General features: G+C 64.5%; 16 protein-coding genes. 7 read left to right on the top strand and 9 right to left on the bottom strand.

Annotated features, from left to right (window positions below; all coding sequences use genetic code 11):
- Positions 1 to 46: 46 nt before the first annotated feature.
- The 7 genes from ACVJGD_RS36210 (at position 47) to ACVJGD_RS36240 (ending at position 7,376) form a co-directional block, all read left to right on the top strand.
- Positions 47 to 1,561, top strand: coding sequence for an amidase (locus tag ACVJGD_RS36210; protein WP_456638684.1), 1,515 nt, complete (start codon positions 47 to 49; stop codon positions 1,559 to 1,561).
- A gap of 36 nt (positions 1,562 to 1,597) precedes the next feature.
- Entirely contained in the window at positions 1,598 to 2,455 is an 858-nt protein-coding gene (locus tag ACVJGD_RS36215) for a branched-chain amino acid ABC transporter permease (RefSeq protein WP_454631314.1), read from the top strand.
- Between the two features lie 4 nt (positions 2,456 to 2,459).
- Entirely contained in the window at positions 2,460 to 3,680 is a 1,221-nt protein-coding gene (locus tag ACVJGD_RS36220) for a substrate-binding protein (protein WP_456638685.1), read from the top strand.
- A 7-nt stretch (positions 3,681 to 3,687) separates the two neighbouring features.
- The gene (locus ACVJGD_RS36225; protein WP_456638686.1) at positions 3,688 to 4,782 is read left to right on the top strand and encodes a branched-chain amino acid ABC transporter permease; all 1,095 of its coding nucleotides are present in this window, start codon (positions 3,688 to 3,690) and stop codon (positions 4,780 to 4,782) included.
- Positions 4,769 to 5,503, top strand: coding sequence for an ABC transporter ATP-binding protein (locus ACVJGD_RS36230; protein WP_456638687.1), 735 nt, complete (start codon positions 4,769 to 4,771; stop codon positions 5,501 to 5,503). Before ACVJGD_RS36225 ends, ACVJGD_RS36230 begins: the two co-directional genes overlap by 14 nt.
- Positions 5,496 to 6,197 (top strand): ABC transporter ATP-binding protein, encoded by a 702-nt coding sequence (locus tag ACVJGD_RS36235; RefSeq protein WP_456638688.1) that lies wholly within the window; start codon positions 5,496 to 5,498, stop codon positions 6,195 to 6,197. The genes ACVJGD_RS36230 and ACVJGD_RS36235 overlap by 8 nt, the downstream gene beginning before the upstream one ends.
- A gap of 210 nt (positions 6,198 to 6,407) precedes the next feature.
- Positions 6,408 to 7,376: a DUF2778 domain-containing protein gene (locus ACVJGD_RS36240; RefSeq protein ID WP_456638689.1), complete on the top strand. Its 969-nt coding sequence runs from the start codon at positions 6,408 to 6,410 to the stop codon at positions 7,374 to 7,376.
- A 154-nt stretch (positions 7,377 to 7,530) separates the two neighbouring features.
- Here ACVJGD_RS36240 and ACVJGD_RS36245 read toward each other — a convergent pair whose 3' ends face one another.
- The 9 genes from ACVJGD_RS36245 to ACVJGD_RS36285 all read right to left on the bottom strand — a co-directional run bounded on the left by ACVJGD_RS36245 (position 7,531) and on the right by ACVJGD_RS36285 (position 16,625).
- Positions 7,531 to 8,577: a uroporphyrinogen decarboxylase family protein gene (locus ACVJGD_RS36245; RefSeq protein ID WP_456638690.1), complete on the bottom strand. Its 1,047-nt coding sequence runs from the start codon at positions 8,575 to 8,577 to the stop codon at positions 7,531 to 7,533.
- A gap of 36 nt (positions 8,578 to 8,613) precedes the next feature.
- On the bottom strand, positions 8,614 to 9,483 hold the full coding sequence (locus ACVJGD_RS36250) for a fumarylacetoacetate hydrolase family protein (RefSeq protein ID WP_456638691.1): 870 nt from the start codon (positions 9,481 to 9,483) through the stop codon (positions 8,614 to 8,616).
- Complete coding sequence (locus ACVJGD_RS36255; RefSeq protein WP_456638692.1) at positions 9,480 to 10,145, bottom strand: polysaccharide deacetylase family protein; 666 nt, start codon at positions 10,143 to 10,145, stop codon at positions 9,480 to 9,482. The genes ACVJGD_RS36250 and ACVJGD_RS36255 overlap by 4 nt, the downstream gene beginning before the upstream one ends.
- An 11-nt stretch (positions 10,146 to 10,156) precedes the next feature.
- Entirely contained in the window at positions 10,157 to 10,957 is an 801-nt protein-coding gene (locus tag ACVJGD_RS36260) for an ABC transporter permease (RefSeq protein ID WP_456638693.1), read from the bottom strand.
- Between the two features lie 7 nt (positions 10,958 to 10,964).
- Positions 10,965 to 11,771 (bottom strand): ABC transporter ATP-binding protein, encoded by an 807-nt coding sequence (locus tag ACVJGD_RS36265; RefSeq protein ID WP_456638694.1) that lies wholly within the window; start codon positions 11,769 to 11,771, stop codon positions 10,965 to 10,967.
- Complete coding sequence (locus tag ACVJGD_RS36270) at positions 11,750 to 12,505, bottom strand: ABC transporter permease (protein ID WP_456638695.1); 756 nt, start codon at positions 12,503 to 12,505, stop codon at positions 11,750 to 11,752. The genes ACVJGD_RS36265 and ACVJGD_RS36270 overlap by 22 nt, the downstream gene beginning before the upstream one ends.
- A 190-nt stretch (positions 12,506 to 12,695) precedes the next feature.
- Positions 12,696 to 13,667 (bottom strand): ABC transporter substrate-binding protein, encoded by a 972-nt coding sequence (locus ACVJGD_RS36275; protein WP_456638696.1) that lies wholly within the window; start codon positions 13,665 to 13,667, stop codon positions 12,696 to 12,698.
- Between the two features lie 51 nt (positions 13,668 to 13,718).
- Positions 13,719 to 14,447 carry a GntR family transcriptional regulator gene (locus tag ACVJGD_RS36280; protein WP_456638697.1) on the bottom strand — a complete coding sequence of 243 codons (729 nt, stop codon included), beginning with the start codon at positions 14,445 to 14,447 and terminating at the stop codon, positions 13,719 to 13,721.
- A 219-nt stretch (positions 14,448 to 14,666) separates the two neighbouring features.
- The gene (locus ACVJGD_RS36285) at positions 14,667 to 16,625 is read right to left on the bottom strand and encodes a putative bifunctional diguanylate cyclase/phosphodiesterase (protein ID WP_456638698.1); all 1,959 of its coding nucleotides are present in this window, start codon (positions 16,623 to 16,625) and stop codon (positions 14,667 to 14,669) included.
- Between the last annotated feature and the right edge of the window lie 123 nt (positions 16,626 to 16,748).

Genomic DNA, 16,748 nt, shown 5'->3' on the forward strand with positions numbered 1-16,748 from the left:
CGTGCATTCCGCGGCCGCGCATCATCAAGCTTCCAGGGAGAGTGTCTTGTCCGTCGTGCTTCCGACCCCAACGCAACTTCGCGCGGTCGCCGCGCAATGCGGCCTCGCGCTTTCCGACGAAGACGTCGCTTCGTTCCGCGGGCTGATGCAGAGCTCGGTCGACGCCTACAACCTCGTCGCCGCGATGCCCGACGAGGTCCCGCCCGTGAAATATCCGCGCACGCCCGGCTATCGGCCGGGCCCGGAAGAGAACCCGCGCAACGCCTGGTACCGCAAGGCGACGGTGAAGGGCGCAGCAAGCGGCAAGCTCAAGGGCAAGAAAGTGGCGCTGAAGGACAACATCATGCTGGCTGGCGTGCCCATGATGAATGGCTCGGCGACGCTCGAGGGCTATGTCCCCGATTTCGATGCGACCATCGTGACGCGCATGCTGGATGCCGGCGCCGAGATCGTCGGCAAGACGCATTGCGAATCCTTCTGCATCTCCGGCGGCAGTCACACCAATGCGACCGGGCCGACGCATAACCCCTACAAAATGGGTTATTCGGCCGGCGGATCGTCGTCGGGCAGCGGCGTCGTGGTGGCGCTCGGAGAAGTCGACATGGCGATCGGCGGCGACCAGGGCGGCTCGATCCGCATGCCGTCCTCGTTCTGCGGCACCTATGGCATGAAGCCGACCTGGGGACTCGTGCCCTACACGGGTGTGATGCCGATCGAGATCTTCGTTGATCACACTGGACCGATGACCGCGACGGTGGAAGACAATGCGCTGCTGCTCGAGGTGCTCGCCGGCGACGACGGCTACGATCCCCGCATCAAGGCGCCGAAGGTCGATGAATACACCAAGGCGCTCGGCCAGGGCGTGAAGGGATTGAAGATCGGCGTGCTCAAGGAAGGTTTCGAGCAGGCCGGAGCGGAGCCCGCAGTGAACGAAAGCGTCCGCGAGGCGGCCAAGCGCTTCAAGGACCTCGGCGCGTCCGTCGGCGACGTCTCCATTCCGATGCATCTGCTCGGTCCTGCGATCTGGATGCCGATCGGCACCGAGGGCATGACGCAGACCATGATGTACGGCGACGGCTATGGCCTGAGCCGTTCCGACCTCTACTCGACCTCGCTGATGGATTTCCACCGTGGCTGGCGGCGGCAGGCGGATTCGCTTTCGGAAACCACCAAGCTGTTGCTCCTGTTCGGCACCTACATCAACAACACCTTCGGCCCGCGCTATTACGGCAAGGCGGTCAACATCTCGCGCCGGCTGACGGCGGCCTATGACGCGGTATTCAAGGACTACGATCTGCTGCTGCTGCCGACGACGCCGATGAAGGCGACGCAACTGCCGCCGGCCAATGCGAGCCGCGAGGAATATGTCGCGCGTGCGCTGGAGATGATCTCGAACACGGCGCCGTTTGACATCAGCCATCATCCGGCGATGTCGCTGCCCTGCGGTATGGTCGATGGCCTCCCCGTCGGCTTGATGCTGGTCGGCCGCCACTTCGAGGAATCCACCATCTACCGCGCCGCGCACGCGTTCGAGAAGTCCGGCGACTGGAAGAAGATGTGAGGGAGCTATCGTTGCACTTCGGCCGGATCGCGATGCATGGGTAGTGCATTCGTCGCCGCTTTCGAAATCCTGAGCTTCGGCGCGATCATCGTCCTGGTCGTGCTGGGGCTCGGGATCATCGCCAGCATGATGGGCATCTTCAACTTTGCGCAGGGCGAGTTCGTCCTGCTGGGAGCCTACATCACCTATCTCGCCTATAGCCATGGCATCCCGGTCTGGGTCGGCATGGCGGCGGCGCCGTTCCTGGTCGGCGCGCTCGGCTTCGTGCTCGAGGCCCTGATCATCCGGCGCTTCTACGCGGCGCCGATCGTCGCGATGCTCGGCACCTATGCGCTCGGCCTGATCATCCGCGAATGCGTGCGCGGGCTGATCGGCGGGCTCTATCTGTCGGTGCCGGAGCCGATCGGCGGCTCGATCGATCTCGGCACCGTCCACATCTCGGCATGGCGCTTCACGATCATCGTGGTCACGATCCTGGTGATGATCGGCTGCTATCTCCTGCTGTCGCGCACTACCTTCGGGCTGCGGGTGCGTGCCACGCTGGAGAATCCGGCGCTTGCGCGGGCCTCCGGCATCTCCACCGCCGCGATGTATGGCACCACCTTTGCGTTCGGTGCGGCGCTTGCCGGGCTCGCGGGCGCGTTGCTGGTGCCGGTGTTCAGCCTGTTCGCCGATCTCGGCATCCGCTTCCTGATCCAGGGCTTTGTCGCGGTCATGGTCGGCGGTGTCGGCTCGTTCATCGGCCCGGTCGCGGGCGCGGCCGTGATCGGCACGCTGAGCGCAGCGCTGCCATGGGTCATGGCGCCCGTGATCGCCGACATCCTCGTCTTCGTGCTTGCCATCGTCTTCATCAAATTCCGGCCGCAAGGCCTGCTTTCGGGAAAAGGGGTCTAGTCTCATGCGTAGCGATCATTTGAAATTAAGCCGGCGCCGGTTCCTGCAGAACTTTGCCTTTGCCTCCGGCGCGATCGCGACTGGCGTCGGAAGCTGGGTGATCCGTCCCGAATGGGCCAATGCCGCAGAAGGTCCGATCAAGGTCGGTATCGCCACCGACCTCACCGGACCGATTGCCTATGCCGGCAATGCCGACGCCAATACAGCCAAGATGGTGGTCAAGGAGATCAACGACGCCGGCGGCCTGCTCGGCCGCCCGATCGAGCTCTTTATCGAGGACACCGCGTCCAACGAGTCGGTCGCGGTCGGCAACGTCCGCAAGCTGATCCAGCGCGACAAGGTCGATCTCGTGCTCGGCGGCATCACGAGCTCGATGCGCAACGCGATCAAGGACCCGATCGTCGCCCGCGGCAAGACGCTCTACATCTATCCGCAGCTCTATGAAGGCAAGGAGTGCACGCCCTATCTGTTCTGCACCGGGCCGACGCCGGCGCAGCAATGCGACGAGTTCATCCCCTGGCTGATCAAGAACGGCGGCAAGCGCTTTGCGCTGCCGAGCGCCAACTACGTCTGGCCGCACACGCTGAACGTCTATGCGCGCAAGGTGATCGAGTCCAATGGCGGCGAGGTGATCTTCGAGGAGTATTACCCGCTCGACCAGGTCGATTTCAGCGCCACCGTCAACCGCATCGTCTCCAACAAGGTCGACGTCGTCTTCAACACGGTGATCCCGCCGGGCGTTGGCCCGTTCTTCAAGCAGCTTTATGAGGCTGGCTTCCTGAAGAATGGCGGCCGGCTGTCCTGCGTCTACTATGACGAGAACACGCTCAACATCAACCAGGCCAACGAGATCGAAGGGCTTGCGAGCTGCCTCGATTATTTCAAGGCGCTGACCAAGGACGATCCGGTCAGCGCCAAGATCCAGGCGACCTATGAGAAGGACTTCCCCGGCAACTTCCTGTTCGCCGCGGGCAGCGCTGCGACCGGCACCTATCGCGGGTTGAAGCTGTGGGCAGCCGCCGTAAAGGAAGCCGGCAAGCTCGATCGCGATTCCGTTGCGGCGGCGCTCGATCACGCCAAGATCGCGGAAGGGCCGGGCGGTCCCGCCGAGATGGTACCGGGCAAGCGACACTGCAAGATGAACATGTACACCGCGGTCGCCAAGGGCGGCGTCTACGATATCGTGGCCCGCAGCAGCGGGCTGGTCGACCCCAAGGAATGCTGAGCGAAGAATGGGCGCAACCGAGCAGGCGGTTCGTACGGGGATCGACGAACAGCCGGACATCCCGATGGCTGAGCGCGGTGCGGCCGCTGCGCTGGCGTCACAGGCCGGGATGCCGCGCAGGGTCCTGCCGATCGTGGAAATCCTGGCGCTGCTGATCGCGGTCTTCCTGCCGCTGGTGCTGCAGGACTATCTGACCGTCTTCGCCACCCGCGTCATCATCCTCGCGCTGTTCGCGCTGTCGTTCGACCTCGTCTGGGGCTATGCCGGCATCATGAGTTTTGGCCAGGCGTTGTTCTTCGGCTCGGCCGGCTACGGCGTGGCGCTGCTGGCGCGCGACCTTAACGTTACTTCGATCTTCCTGGTGCTGCCGGCGGCGATGCTGATCGGGCTGGTGTTCTCGCTCCTGCTCGGCGGCTTCCTGTTGCTCGGCCGCAATCCCTCGAGCGTGATCTTCGTCGCGCTCGGCACGCTCACCGGATCCTATGCGGCCGATCGCCTGGCGCGCGGCTGGTACTATCTCGGCGGCCAGAACGGCATCCCTTCGATCCCGCCGATGTCGCTCGGCAGCTACGATGTTACGGAGGGACCGGTCTACTACTACATGGCGCTCGGCATTCTGCTGGTCGTCTACCTCCTGTGCCGCTTCCTGGTGCGCTCGCAATTCGGTCTTGCGCTCGCAGGGCTCCGCGAGAACGAGCAGCGCATCGCCTTCTTCGGCTACAAGGCGCAGCATCTGAAGGCGATCGTCTTTGCCGTCGGCGGCACCATCGCGGGGTTGGCCGGCGGGCTCTATGCCTTTCACGAGGGGTTCGTCTGGCCCAACATGCTGGGCGTCGTGATCTCGACGCAGGTCGTGCTCTATGTCCTCTTCGGCGGATCGGGCACGCTGATCGGCGCCGTCATCGGCACGGTGATCATCGAGGGCGTCAGCTTCTGGCTGTCGGACAATTACCGCGAGATCTGGCCGATCATCCTCGGCGTGTTGCTGCTCCTGGTGATCCTGTTCCGTCCGCTCGGCCTGATCAGCTTCGTGCTCGGCGAACGCGAGCGCGTCGGCAGCTTCGGCGGCAAGGCCAAGGGGAGCAGCCATGCCGCTCCTTGAAGCGACCGGCATCAAGAAGGTGTTCGGCAAGCTGACCGCGCTTGACGGTGCGGGGCTGACGGTCTCCGAGAACGAATTTCACGGCCTGATCGGCCCGAACGGCTCGGGCAAGAGCACGCTGATGAAATGCGTCGCCGGCGCCGAAATTCCGACCGAAGGCACCGTGCGCTTTGCGGGCAGCGACATCACCGCGCTGTCGCCGACCGAGCGCGCTCGCGCCGGCATGAGCCTGAAATTCCAGATCACCAGCGTGCTGCCGTCGCTGACGCTTTACGACAACATCCTGCTGGCGCTGCAGGCGCAATGCTCGCTGCTCGACCTCGTGCTGTCGCGCACCCGCGGCGTCCTGCACGACCAGGTCATGGCGATGCTCACGCAATTCCGCCTCGCCGATCGCGCCCATGACGCGGCAGCGACGCTGTCGCACGGCCAGCAGCAATGGCTGGAGATCGCGATGGCGCTCGCCGGCAAGCCGCGGCTGCTGCTGCTCGACGAGCCGACCGGCGGCATGAGCCTGGAGGAGCGGCGGGTCACGGGTGAACTATTGCAGCCGATCAAGTCGCATTGCTCGCTCGTGATCGTCGAGCACGACCTCGATTTCATCCGCGACATCTGCGATCGTCTCACCGTGCTCGACCAGGGGAAGGTGCTGGAGAGCGGCACGGTTGCGGAGATCCAGGCGAGCCCGGACGTACAGGAGATCTATCTGCGCCGTGCCTGACAGCCAGTTCCTCGATATCATCAACCTCGATGCCGGCTATGGCCGCAGCCAGGTCCTGTTCGACGTCAATATCGGCGTTCCCTGGCGCGGCGGTGTCGCCGTGCTCGGCCGCAACGGCGCCGGCAAGACCACGCTGATGAAGACCATCGTCGGCGAGCTCGGCCTGTCCAGGGGCGAGCTCAGGTTCGACGGCAAGGATATCGGCCGCCGTCCGACAGAGGAGCGCGTGCGGCTCGGCATCGGCTATGTGCCGCAGGAGCACTCGGTGTTCGCGCGGCTGTCGGTGCGCGACAATCTCGCGGTCGGCTCGCTCTATAATCACGACACTACTGCCATCGACCGGGTGCTGGCGATCTTCCCGAAACTCGCGCAGCGGCTCGACCAGCCTGCCGGCACGCTATCGGGCGGCGAGCGCAAGATGCTGGCGATCGGCCGCGCCATGCTCGGCGATCCGAAACTGCTGCTGTTGGACGAGCCGACCGAGGGCGTCTGGATCGGTGTGATCGAGGAGATCACCGAGCGCCTGATCGAACTGGCAAAGGACATCGCGGTCGTCATCGTCGAGCAGCATCTCGAACTTGCGCTGCGGGTGGCTGACTACGCCTATGTCCTCGATCGCGGCCGCGTGGCACTGCAGGGCCCGGCCGCCGACATCAGGGACGACCCGGAACTGCTGCGGTATCTGGCTCCGTAGACCGGGGCTTGCGCGGGCCTTTCCGTCATCACTTTTGGGGGGTGACCTGCTTTTTGGTCTCGATTGTGCCCAAGTCTTGTTCCGTGATATCCAAAGTCAATTCGGTGAATCTCTTCTGGAGCCCGTCAGAGGCTCCGATGCGCCGAACGGGGTTAGATGGGTCAGATTGGGACAACTGCAGGCGAGCGCCCGCGGGGTGGTGCTCGATGGGTGGGCAAGGCGACATTTTCTGTCGCCGCGTTTGCGTTGGCGTCTGCCCTTGCGGCCTGGATCACAGAGATTAACCCCTTGGATTTGCTGCGCGGTTCGGCCCTGGCGAACACCAGTGCGGCGATTTCCTTCAATGACCGGTTCGGGACGCGCTCGACGCTCGATTCCGCCTTCATCTACTACCCCTCGCGCCCGGTCCTTCGCGGTGGACGGACTGATTTCAACGCGGAATTCGCCCATATCCAGGGTTCGCTGACCGAGCAATTGCGCGACACCCAGACTGACGAACCGGCGCAATCCAGTTCGCCCAGCCCGCCGCCTCCCACGGTCGCCGCGATTCCGATGCCACGGTCGCGCCCGGTCGAGGCCAACCTGCAAGTCAATGATCCGCCCCCTGCGCAGGCACCCCTCGCCCAGGCGGAGGACCGCTCGCTATGGCAGAAGATCACCGACTGGGTGCCGGGGCGGCTGCAACTGGCGTCGCTGGAGCCGAATGGCGGAATCCTTCCCGGCACCGGGCCGAGCCTGACGACACTCGGCTATGACAGCACCACTGCTGTCTACGACATCACGGCGCGCACCGTTTACATGCCCGACGGCACCAAGCTCGAGGCGCATTCGGGGCTTGGCGGCCTGATGGATGACCCCTCCCGTGTGAATACCCGCAACGCCGGCGCGACGCCGCCCGGCATCTACGAGATGAAGCCGCGCGAGAAGCTGTTCCATGGCGTGCCGGCGCTGCGCATGATCCCGGTCGACGGCACCGATACGTTCGGGCGCGCCGGCCTGCTGGCCCACAGCTACATGCTCGGCCCGAACGGCGATTCAAACGGCTGCGTGTCGATCAAGAACTACGACCATTTCCTGAAGGCCTACCGCAACGGCGATATCAAGCGCCTGGTGGTCGTGGTCAGGCTCAACGACCGCCCGCCGCAGGCCGCAGCGACACGCTCGGCGTCGCAGTCGTAATCTTACCTCTCCCGCTTGCGGGAGAGGTCGGCGCGCAGCGCCGGGTGAGGGCTCTCTCCACTCAAAGAGCGTCGATCGCGGAGACACCCCCCACCCCAGCCCTCCCCCGCAAGCGGGAGAGGGAGCACAGCATCCACCGCGGATGCAATTCGAGTTAACCGCCGATCTCTTTCCGCACCAGCGCGGCGGCGTCGCACATCGCTTTCAGCTTTCCGAATGCGACATGGCGCGGCATGTACTTCATGCCGCAGTCGGGCGCGACCACCAGTCGTTCGGCCGGCACCTGCTTGAGGCCATTGCGGATGCGTCCGGCGACCGTCTCCACGGACTCGATCTCGGGATTGCCGAGGTCGAGCACGCCCAACATGATCTTCTTCGACGACAGCTCCTTGAGCACGCCGAGATCGAGCTTCGGCTGCGCGGCTTCGATGGAGATCTGGTCGGCGGTGGTGTCGTTGAGTTCGCCAAGGAAGGAATAGCCGGCGGGCTTGGTCGAGCCGGGGACAACGGCGGCATAGCCAAAGCAGAGATGCACGACGGTCGGCACCGTGATGCCCTGAAGGGCGCGGTTGATCGCCTTCACGGCATAGCGCTTGGCGAGGTCGGGATTGTTGCGCACCCAGGGCTCGTCGAGCTGGATCACATCGGCGCCGGCCTTCTGCAGGTCGAGCGCCTCGGCGTTGACGGCCGCGGCGAACGCCATCGCGAGCTCCTCGTCGTCCTTGTAGAACTCGTTCTTGGCCTGCTGGCTCATGGTGAACGGGCCGGGCAGGGTGATCTTGGCCGCGCGGTCGGTGTTCTGCCGCAGGAACTGCATGTCATGCAGCTCAACGGCGCGCGTCCGCTTTACCGGGCTGACCACGCGCGGCACCGGCGTCGGCGTGCTGCCGGTGCGCGCGGTGATGATGGCGGGATTCTCGTCATCGATGCCTTCGAGCGCGGTCGCAAACCGGTTGGAGTAGCTTTCACGGCGGATCTCGCCATCGGTGACGATATCGATGCCGGCGCGCTCCATGTCTCTGATAGCGACGATGGTCGCGTCGTCCTGTGCTTCTTCCAGGTGCTCGGCCGGCAATCGCCACATCGCATGCAAGCGGGTGCGCGGCACGACCTTCGACAGCATGGCGCGATCGACCAGCCATTCCGGCTGCGGGTAGCTGCCGACAACTGTGGTCGGCAAAAGATGCATCGGGAGGTTCATGACATTCTCCTTGTTGTTCTTGTTGAGCGGATCGCGTTACGCCGCACGCGTTGCCGCGGCCGCGGCTTCGTCCTTGACGGGATTGCGCAACGCGCCGATGCCGGAAATCTCGACCTCGACGACGTCGCCTTCCTTCATCCAGAGCGGCGGGTTGCGATAGGCGCCGACGCCACCGGTGGTGCCTGTGACGATGACGTCGCCGGGCGCAAGCTCGGTGAAGGTTGAGCAGTAGGCGATCAGGGCTGGGACGTCGAACACGAGGTCCGAGATCGGTGCGGCCTGCACCTCGACGCCGTTGAGGCGGGTGGCGATGCTCTGCTTGCTGATGTCGGAAAGTTCGTCCGTCGTCACCATCCACGGGCCGAAGGCGCCGGTGCCGACAAAGTTCTTGCCCGGCGCGAATTGCGAGGTGTGGCGCTGCCAGTCGCGGATGCTGCCGTCATTGTAGCAGGCGTAGCCGGCCACATGCGAAAGCGCGGCCTCGCGCGAAATCCGCCGGCCGGCCTTGCCGATGATGACGGCCATCTCGCCTTCATAGTCGAAACGCTCGGACTCCAGCGGCCGGATCATCGGCTGGCCGGCGCCGACCTGGCTGTTGGCGAAGCGGGTGAAGATCATCGGATGCGGCGGCGTCGGATGGCCGCTCTCGGCAAGATGCGTGGCGTAGTTGACGCCGATGCAAAGGATCTTGTCGGGATCGGGCAGGGTCGGCAGCAACTCGACATCCTTGAGCGCGTAGTCGGCGCGTTCGCCCTGCAGCTTCTTCAATTCGTCGAGCGAGCCCTTCGCAAGCAGCGCTTTCAGCGTGGGAAAGTCCTTCAGCCGCTTGCCGGCGTCGATCACGCCGGCGTCGGTGACGATGCCGTAGCTTGCGACACCCGCCGCCTTGAAACTTGCGATCTTCATGATTTGACTCTTTCTTCGATGGAGGAAACGTAGGCGTCGATCGGCAGCACGATCTCGCCCGCGCGGATCGGGACGCAGTCGGGCGGAAATTCCTGGCGGAAGCGGGCGCCAAGGGCGGCGGCGCGGTCGAGGAAATCCTCGAGATGGTCCATCGCGCCGGTCGGCAGGTCGTGCAACACCATCAACGTCCAGGGCTGCGAACGGCATTGATTGAGCGCGCGCTCGACCCAGCCGTCCGGATCATCCCAGTCGCGCGGGATCGCATTCCAGAGCACACAGCTATGTTTGTTGCGCGTGAGGTAATCGACCACGGACGGCTTGAGCAGGCGACCGTCGAGATTGCCACCGCCGCCAAACGGCCGGAACCAGCGCTGCGGATGGGCGAGGGCACCAATCGCTGCCTGTGTGCGGCCGATCTCGTTCTCCGCGGCGTCCGCATCGGCCTGCTGGCCGAGCGGAATGCTGTGCGTGAAGGTGTGGTTGCCGATCCAGTGGCCGTCCTCATGGGCGCGGGCCGCAAGTCTGCGACGCGTGGGATCGTCAAGCTTCTCGCCGATCACGAAGAACGTCGTCTTGATGTCGCGCTCGCGTAAGGTATCGAGCACGCGCGGCGTGACCTCGGGCTCCGGGCCATTGTCGAAACTCAGAGTCAGGTCAAACACGCTGGCATCCCTTACGTCGCTGGCTGCACGGCGCTGGACCCGATGTCGTCGGCGGCGCTCTGGCCGGCGCGGGTGCCGGTCTGCCAGATCGCGGCCTTGCGTTCGATCCACTTGATCGCGGCGTTGAAGGCCATCGCCATGAACAGCACCAGCAGCACGCCGGCGAACACGTGCGGGCTGTCCAGGATGGTGCGGTAGCGCGAGATCAGATAGCCGATGCCGGCCGACGAGATCAGCATCTCCGACACCACCACGCCGACGATGACGAGCGCGCCGCCGACGCGCAGGCCCGACAGCACGGTCGGGATCGCGGCGGGAATGATGACACGGACGAGGCGCTGGCTCAGCGTCGCGCCCATGCTGCGTGCGGCGAGTATGAGCTGCGGGTCGATGGTCTGGATCCCTGCGGCGGTCGCGAGCATCGTCGGCAGGAAGCCGTAGATCGATGCGAAGGCGATCTTGGATTCCGTGCCGATGCCGAGCCACACCGTGAACACGGGATAGAGGATCACGAGCGGTACCGCATAAAGGCTCGAGACCATCGGCATGATCAGCACGCGCGGCCGCGGCAGGCTGCCGACGATGGCGCCGAGCAGGATGCCGCCGCCGCAGGCGAACGCCATGGAGATCGCGACCTCATAGAGCGTCACCGCCAGCGCGTGGCCGTATTCCGGCGCCTCGTTCCATCCGGCCCTCAGCGTCGAGGAAAGTGACGGCAGGAACAGTTCCGGAATGAGGCCGGTGCGCGGCAGGATCTCCCACAGCGCAATCAGGCCGATCACGATCAGATGCCGCAGTGTCTTGGCGCTCATTCGAGCCTCACGCCGATTTGCGGATGTGCCGCCAGATGCGGTCGCGCAGCGTGCCGAAGGCATCGCCGCTCAGCATCTCATAGGTGCGCGGCCGCGGCAGCGGCACCTGCAGATGGTCGACGATGCGGCCAGGCCGCGCCGACATCACGATCACTTCGTCGGCGAGGTAGACAGCCTCGGTCAGGCTGTGTGTGACGAACACCACGGTCTTGCCGGTCGCCGACCAGATGCGCAGCAATTCGTCGCCCATGGTCATGCGGGTCTGCTCGTCGAGCGCTGCGAACGGCTCGTCCATCAACAGCACCGGCGGATCCTGCACCAGGCCGCGGGCGATCGAGACGCGCTGCTTCATGCCGCCGGACAATTCATGCGGATGACGCTTGCCGAAGCCATCGAGCCCGACCAGCTTCAACGCCTCCTGCGCCTTGGCACGACGCTCAGCTTTCGCGACGCCGCGCAACGCGAGCGGAAACTCGACATTCTCTTCCGCTGTCAGCCAGGGGAACAGGCTCGCTTCCTGGAACACCACGCCGACGCGGTCAGGATCGGGCTTGGGGATTGGCGCGCCATTGATGGTGATGGTGCCCGTGGTCTGTTGGCGCAGGCCCGCCATCATCATCAGAAGCGTCGACTTGCCGCAGCCGCTCGGGCCGACCAGCACAACGAACCGGCCCGGCTTGATCTCGAGCGAAACGTTGTCGAGCGCGACCACGTCCTGCGTCGAGGTCTTGAAGACCTGGCCGACATTCTTGACCTCGATCGCGCCCGCGCGCGGCGGAGGCTTTAGCGGTGTTACGTTCGCCAATGGCTGCATCGCGTTTCCACCCATCTGATCAGTTCGTTGAAGGTCATCGCGATCGCTGCGACCATCACCACGCCTGCCAGCAATTGCTTCATCTGAAAATTCTCGCCCCAGGTCGCGATCTGGTGGCCGATGCCGTCGCGCGAGGCGTACATCTCGGCGAGGATCACGCCGGTGAGGTTGAAAATCATGGAGATCCGCAAGGCCTCCAAGAGCACCGGCAGCATGCTCGGCAGATAGACGCGGAACGCGGTCTGCGCGGGCGTCGCGCCATAGGAGCGGGCGACCGTCAAATGCTCCACCTTCACCGACTCCACCGCCGTGGTGGTCGACATGATCACGATGAAGATCGTCGAGAAGAAGCCGAACCCGACCTTCTGCGAGAATCCGACACCGAACACCAGGATGAACATCGGCAGGAAGATCGATTTCGGGATGCTGAAGGCGAAGAACAATAGCGGCTTTGCCACTTCGGCAAAGTAGCGGTTTTCCGCGATCAGGAATCCGACCAGCGCGCCGAAGGGTACCGCGAGCGCGAAGGCTGCCAGCACTTCGGTCGCCGTCACCATCAGGTCCTTGCGCACGGCGGCGCGCTGCAGGAGATCGCCGAGCGTCACCAGCGTGTCGGACGCCGACGGCAATAGCCGCGGATTGACAATGCCGGTGCGCGAAAGCAATTCCCACAGCGCAAAGATCGCGATCACGATCGCGATCCGCGCCAGCTTTATGGCAAGTGTGCCGTGCATCTCTAGCCCATCCGCAGGCTTACCTCTCCCGCTTGCGGGGGAGGTCGGCGCGTCAGCGCCGGGTGGGGGCTCTCTCCCCACGCGAGGACAGCGTGAATCGCGGAGACACCCCCACCCCAGCCCTCCCCCGCAAGCGGGAGAGGGAGAGCGGCATCCATCGCGGTTACAAATTGACCTGGTTTCATCGCGCTCAGAACTTCGTCGGAACAGGCTTGAACTTGGTGGAGATGATCTCCGCCACCGGCACGATGTCCTTGAGTCCGCCGAGCTTGGCGAGATCAAGCGAAAGCTGCACGGCGGCGGGCACGTTCGCGGCTCCCATGTTGCCGTCGGTCTCCAGCTTCAGAATCGTGTTCTCATATTCCAGCGCGGCGATCTCGGCTGGCATCTCGTAAAGTTCCGAGATCAGCTTCACCGTTGTGTCGCGGTTGGTGCGCATGAATTGCAGCGCGCCATAGAGCGCGTTGACGGCCTTCTGCACCACCTCGGGCTTGGCGTCGGCATATTTGTCGAGCACGATCCAGCCGGCGCTCAGATTGGGCGGCACTTCCTTGGCATAGTCGAGGATGGTGCGTGCCTCGCCCGACTTCGCAATCTGGAAGCTGAGCGGCGAATAGACCACGGCGGCATCGACATTGCCCGCCAGCAGGTTCGGCACCAGGCCGCCGCCGCCGACCGGTACGCGGGTGAATTCGAGCTTCTTGTCCTGCGCGGTCCACAGCGCGAGCAGGTCGGAGCCGGAGCCGGCCGAGGTGATCGCGACCTTCTTGCCGTTCAGATCCTTCACCTCGAGCGTCGACTTCACCGGCACCATCAGTTGCCAGCCGAAGCTGCCCATCGCGGCGTTGGCGACGAGTTTCGACATCACGCCTTTCTTGCGTCCGGCCGACACCAGGGACGGCGGATCGAGGATGATGTCGGCAGCGCCTGCCGCCATCGCCTCGAACGTCTCGGCGCCGCCGCGGTAGATGGTCAGTTCGGCGTTGATGCCTTCCTTCTCGAACAGCTTCTGCCGCACGGCGGTCTCCGCGATCGTCGTCGGCCAATAGGTCTTGGTCGGCAGTCCGACACGGATCGTCTCGGCCGCGGATGCGGCGATGGGCGAGGCGAGCACGGCGATGGCGACGAGCGACGCCAGGGCATGGCGGCGGGACATGGGCATGGTTCGGTTTCCTCCAGAATGATTGTTGTTTCCGGGAATGGTTCCCGGCCTTCAGTTCGTGCCGTTGACCTCCGAGATCCGGGGCGCGGCGAGCTCGACGAATTCCATGGTGATCGTGAAGTGCTTGGACAGCGCGACGACGGCGGCATCTGCGTCGCGCCTGCGCACGGCTTCGACGATGGCGGCGTGCTCGGCCTCGACATCGCGCGGCTTGCCGACCTCGCGCCGGATCGACAGCCGACGATAGCGCTCGCTCTGCTCGTGCAATTCGTCGCGAAAGCCGAGCAGCCATCGCGAGCCGCAGGCATTGACCAGCGCCCGATGGAAGACGCGGTGGCGCACCACCCATTCTTCATAGTGCACGCCCGGCTGATCGGGATAACGGTAGGGTACCGCCCTCAGCGCCTCCCAGGCGGCCTCGACGGCCGCGAGCCAGGCTTCATCGCCGCGCTCGATCGAACGCCGCAGCGCCAATCCCTCGATATCGATGCGCGTCTGCGTGACGTCGGCGAGGTCGGCCAGCGAGACCGGGCTTACGCGGAAGCCGCGCTGGTCGGAGGCCTGCACCAATCCATCCGCCACCAGTCGCGACAGCGCCTCGCGCACTGCGGCGAGGCTGACGGAAAACTGTTTTGCCAGACCCGCGATGTGGAGCTTTTGCCCGGGCAGCAGCCGGGTCGAAAGGATATCCGCGCGCAGCCGCTCCTGCACCGCAGACGTCAGGCTTCGCGGCCGCTCGCCGCCAGATCCCTCACCAAAACTCAACCCGATGCCGTTCATGGCGGCGGAGATTGACGAGGCCGACCCCTGCCGTCAATCGAAAATCGATTTTTGCCTCGAGTTCCGCGATGCGATGTCGCGTCTCGCGATGCGTTCACGCGGGTGGCGCTGGTATTGCGGATGCCATTTCGCAGTCGCAAAAAGTCTGGCCGCTTGAGGAGAGAGCAGGGCGACGCGTCATCACAGTGGCTGGGGCAAGTCTGGCGGGTCGGCGTCCAATTAGGCCGCGTGGATTGAGCGCTGTTTCTTGTCCAGCAGGGCGGGAATCTGCTCTGCCGGCACCGGCCGGCCAATGAAATAGCCCTGGGCTTCGTCGCAATTGGTCTGGCGCAGATATTCGAGCTGATCGGCCGTCTCCACGCCTTCCGCGACCACGCCGATCCGCAGCTCTTGAGCGAGCCCGATGACGGATTTGACGATCGCGGCGCAGTCGGGCTGCACCAGCATGTCGCGGATGAAGGATTGGTCGATCTTGATGCGGCTGAAGGGCAGTTTGCGCAAGTATGTCAGGGACGAGAAGCCGGTGCCGAAATCGTCGAGCGCAACCGTCACCCCCAGATCCAGAAGCGAGTTCAGGATCGACAAGGCCGATCCGTACTTCGCGATCAGCATCGATTCCGTGATCTCGATCTCGAGCCGGTCGGGGCGCGCGCCGGCCTGCGCAAGCGCCTGCACGATCGTCTGCAGGATGCCCGCATTGTTGAATTGCACCGCGGAGAAATTCACCGCCATGCGGATGTCATCGGGCCATTCCGCAAGCGTCAGGCAGGCGCGGCGGACCACCCACTCGCCGATCTGGTGGATCAGCCCGGTCTCTTCGGCGATCGGGATGAAGTCACCCGGCGAAACCAGCCCGCGCTCGGGATGCCGCCAGCGCAGCAGCGCTTCGAAACCGGTGATGCGGTTTTCGCCGACGTCGATGAATGGCTGATAGACCAGGAACAGCTCGTTCCGCTCGATCGCCCCCTCCAGGTCCCGCTGCAGTTCCAGGCGATCGCGCGCCGACTTGTCGTCGCCGGGTTCGAAGAAGCAGATCGTGCCGGGCCCCGCCTTCTTGGCGCGATATAGCGCGATGTCGACATGTTTCATCAGGTCGTGGGGCGTATTGCCGTCGCGCGGCGCCAGCACGATGCCGACACTGGTCGCCCCGACTGCTTCGCGTCCGTCGATCATGAACGGATCGGCGAAGGAGGCAACGAAAGATTCGGCGATCTCGAAAGCTTCTTTCGGTCTGGTCAGATTGGCCATGATGAGCGCGAACTCGTCGCCGCCGATGCGCGCGACATGTTCTGTCGCGCGGGTGCAGCGCTGCAATCGCGCAGCCGCCTGGACCAGAAACTCGTCGCCCGCGGGATGGCCGAATTTGTCGTTCACTTCCTTGAAGCGGTCGAGATCGAGCAGCAGGACGGCAAACTCCTCGCCGGTGCGTGCCAGCCGGCCAAGCGCGGCTTCCAGGGCTTCGTTGAAGGCTATGCGATTGGGCAGACCCGTCAGTGGATCCCGTCGCACGGTCCGCTCCGCCTCGAGCTGGCTGATGATGCGCCGCGTGAATTCGAAGGAATTGACGAACACCGCGCGCAGCAGCACGAAGCCATAGATCGCGAGCAGGATCGCAACCAGCAGGTAGGCAAAATCGCCGAGCCTGAACAAGCAGATCGTGGAGCCGAGGAAGATCGGCGCAGTGAAGGCGATGGTGGCGATCGGGATGGTGGCGAAGGCGAGCGCGCCGCCTGCAAGCATTCCGGCGCAAAGACAGGTGATCACCAGTTGGCCGCCGTTGGAGGCATTGGCAAAGAACGCCACGGGAACGATCGCCCACGCGGACCCCAGCACGAGTGCGTTCAGCACCAATCGATGCATGGTGCGGCGAGAGACGAACTGCGGCTTTGCGATGCGTCGCGACGAGCGTGACTGCCATCCGAGCCATGTCGCGCCGCCGGCCACGGCCGCGGTCCAGATGGTGGCACGAAGCCAGTCCGGCGAATGCCAGAGCGCGATCGCAAGTATGGTCGCGTTGCAGACATTGGCCAGCATGAAGCCGACCGCATGGCCGAGCACGAGCGATACCTGCTCGGAGCGAATGTAACCGGCGACCGTCTCGTCCGTTGCTGGTCCGCCGAATGCGGCGAGATCGCCGGCGAACAGCTTTGAGAAATATGAGCTCAGATACGTCCGCATCCCTCGCCCTGCAGGCTTGGCCCCAAGGCGGGCGCCGATTGTGGAACCTCGCCCCAAAGCTTTGACAAACTATGAATTATGGACTGAACGGACATCGCAACAACACGTTGTGATGACCTCGTT

It is taken from the genome of Bradyrhizobium sp. USDA 10063 (assembly GCF_054063735.1).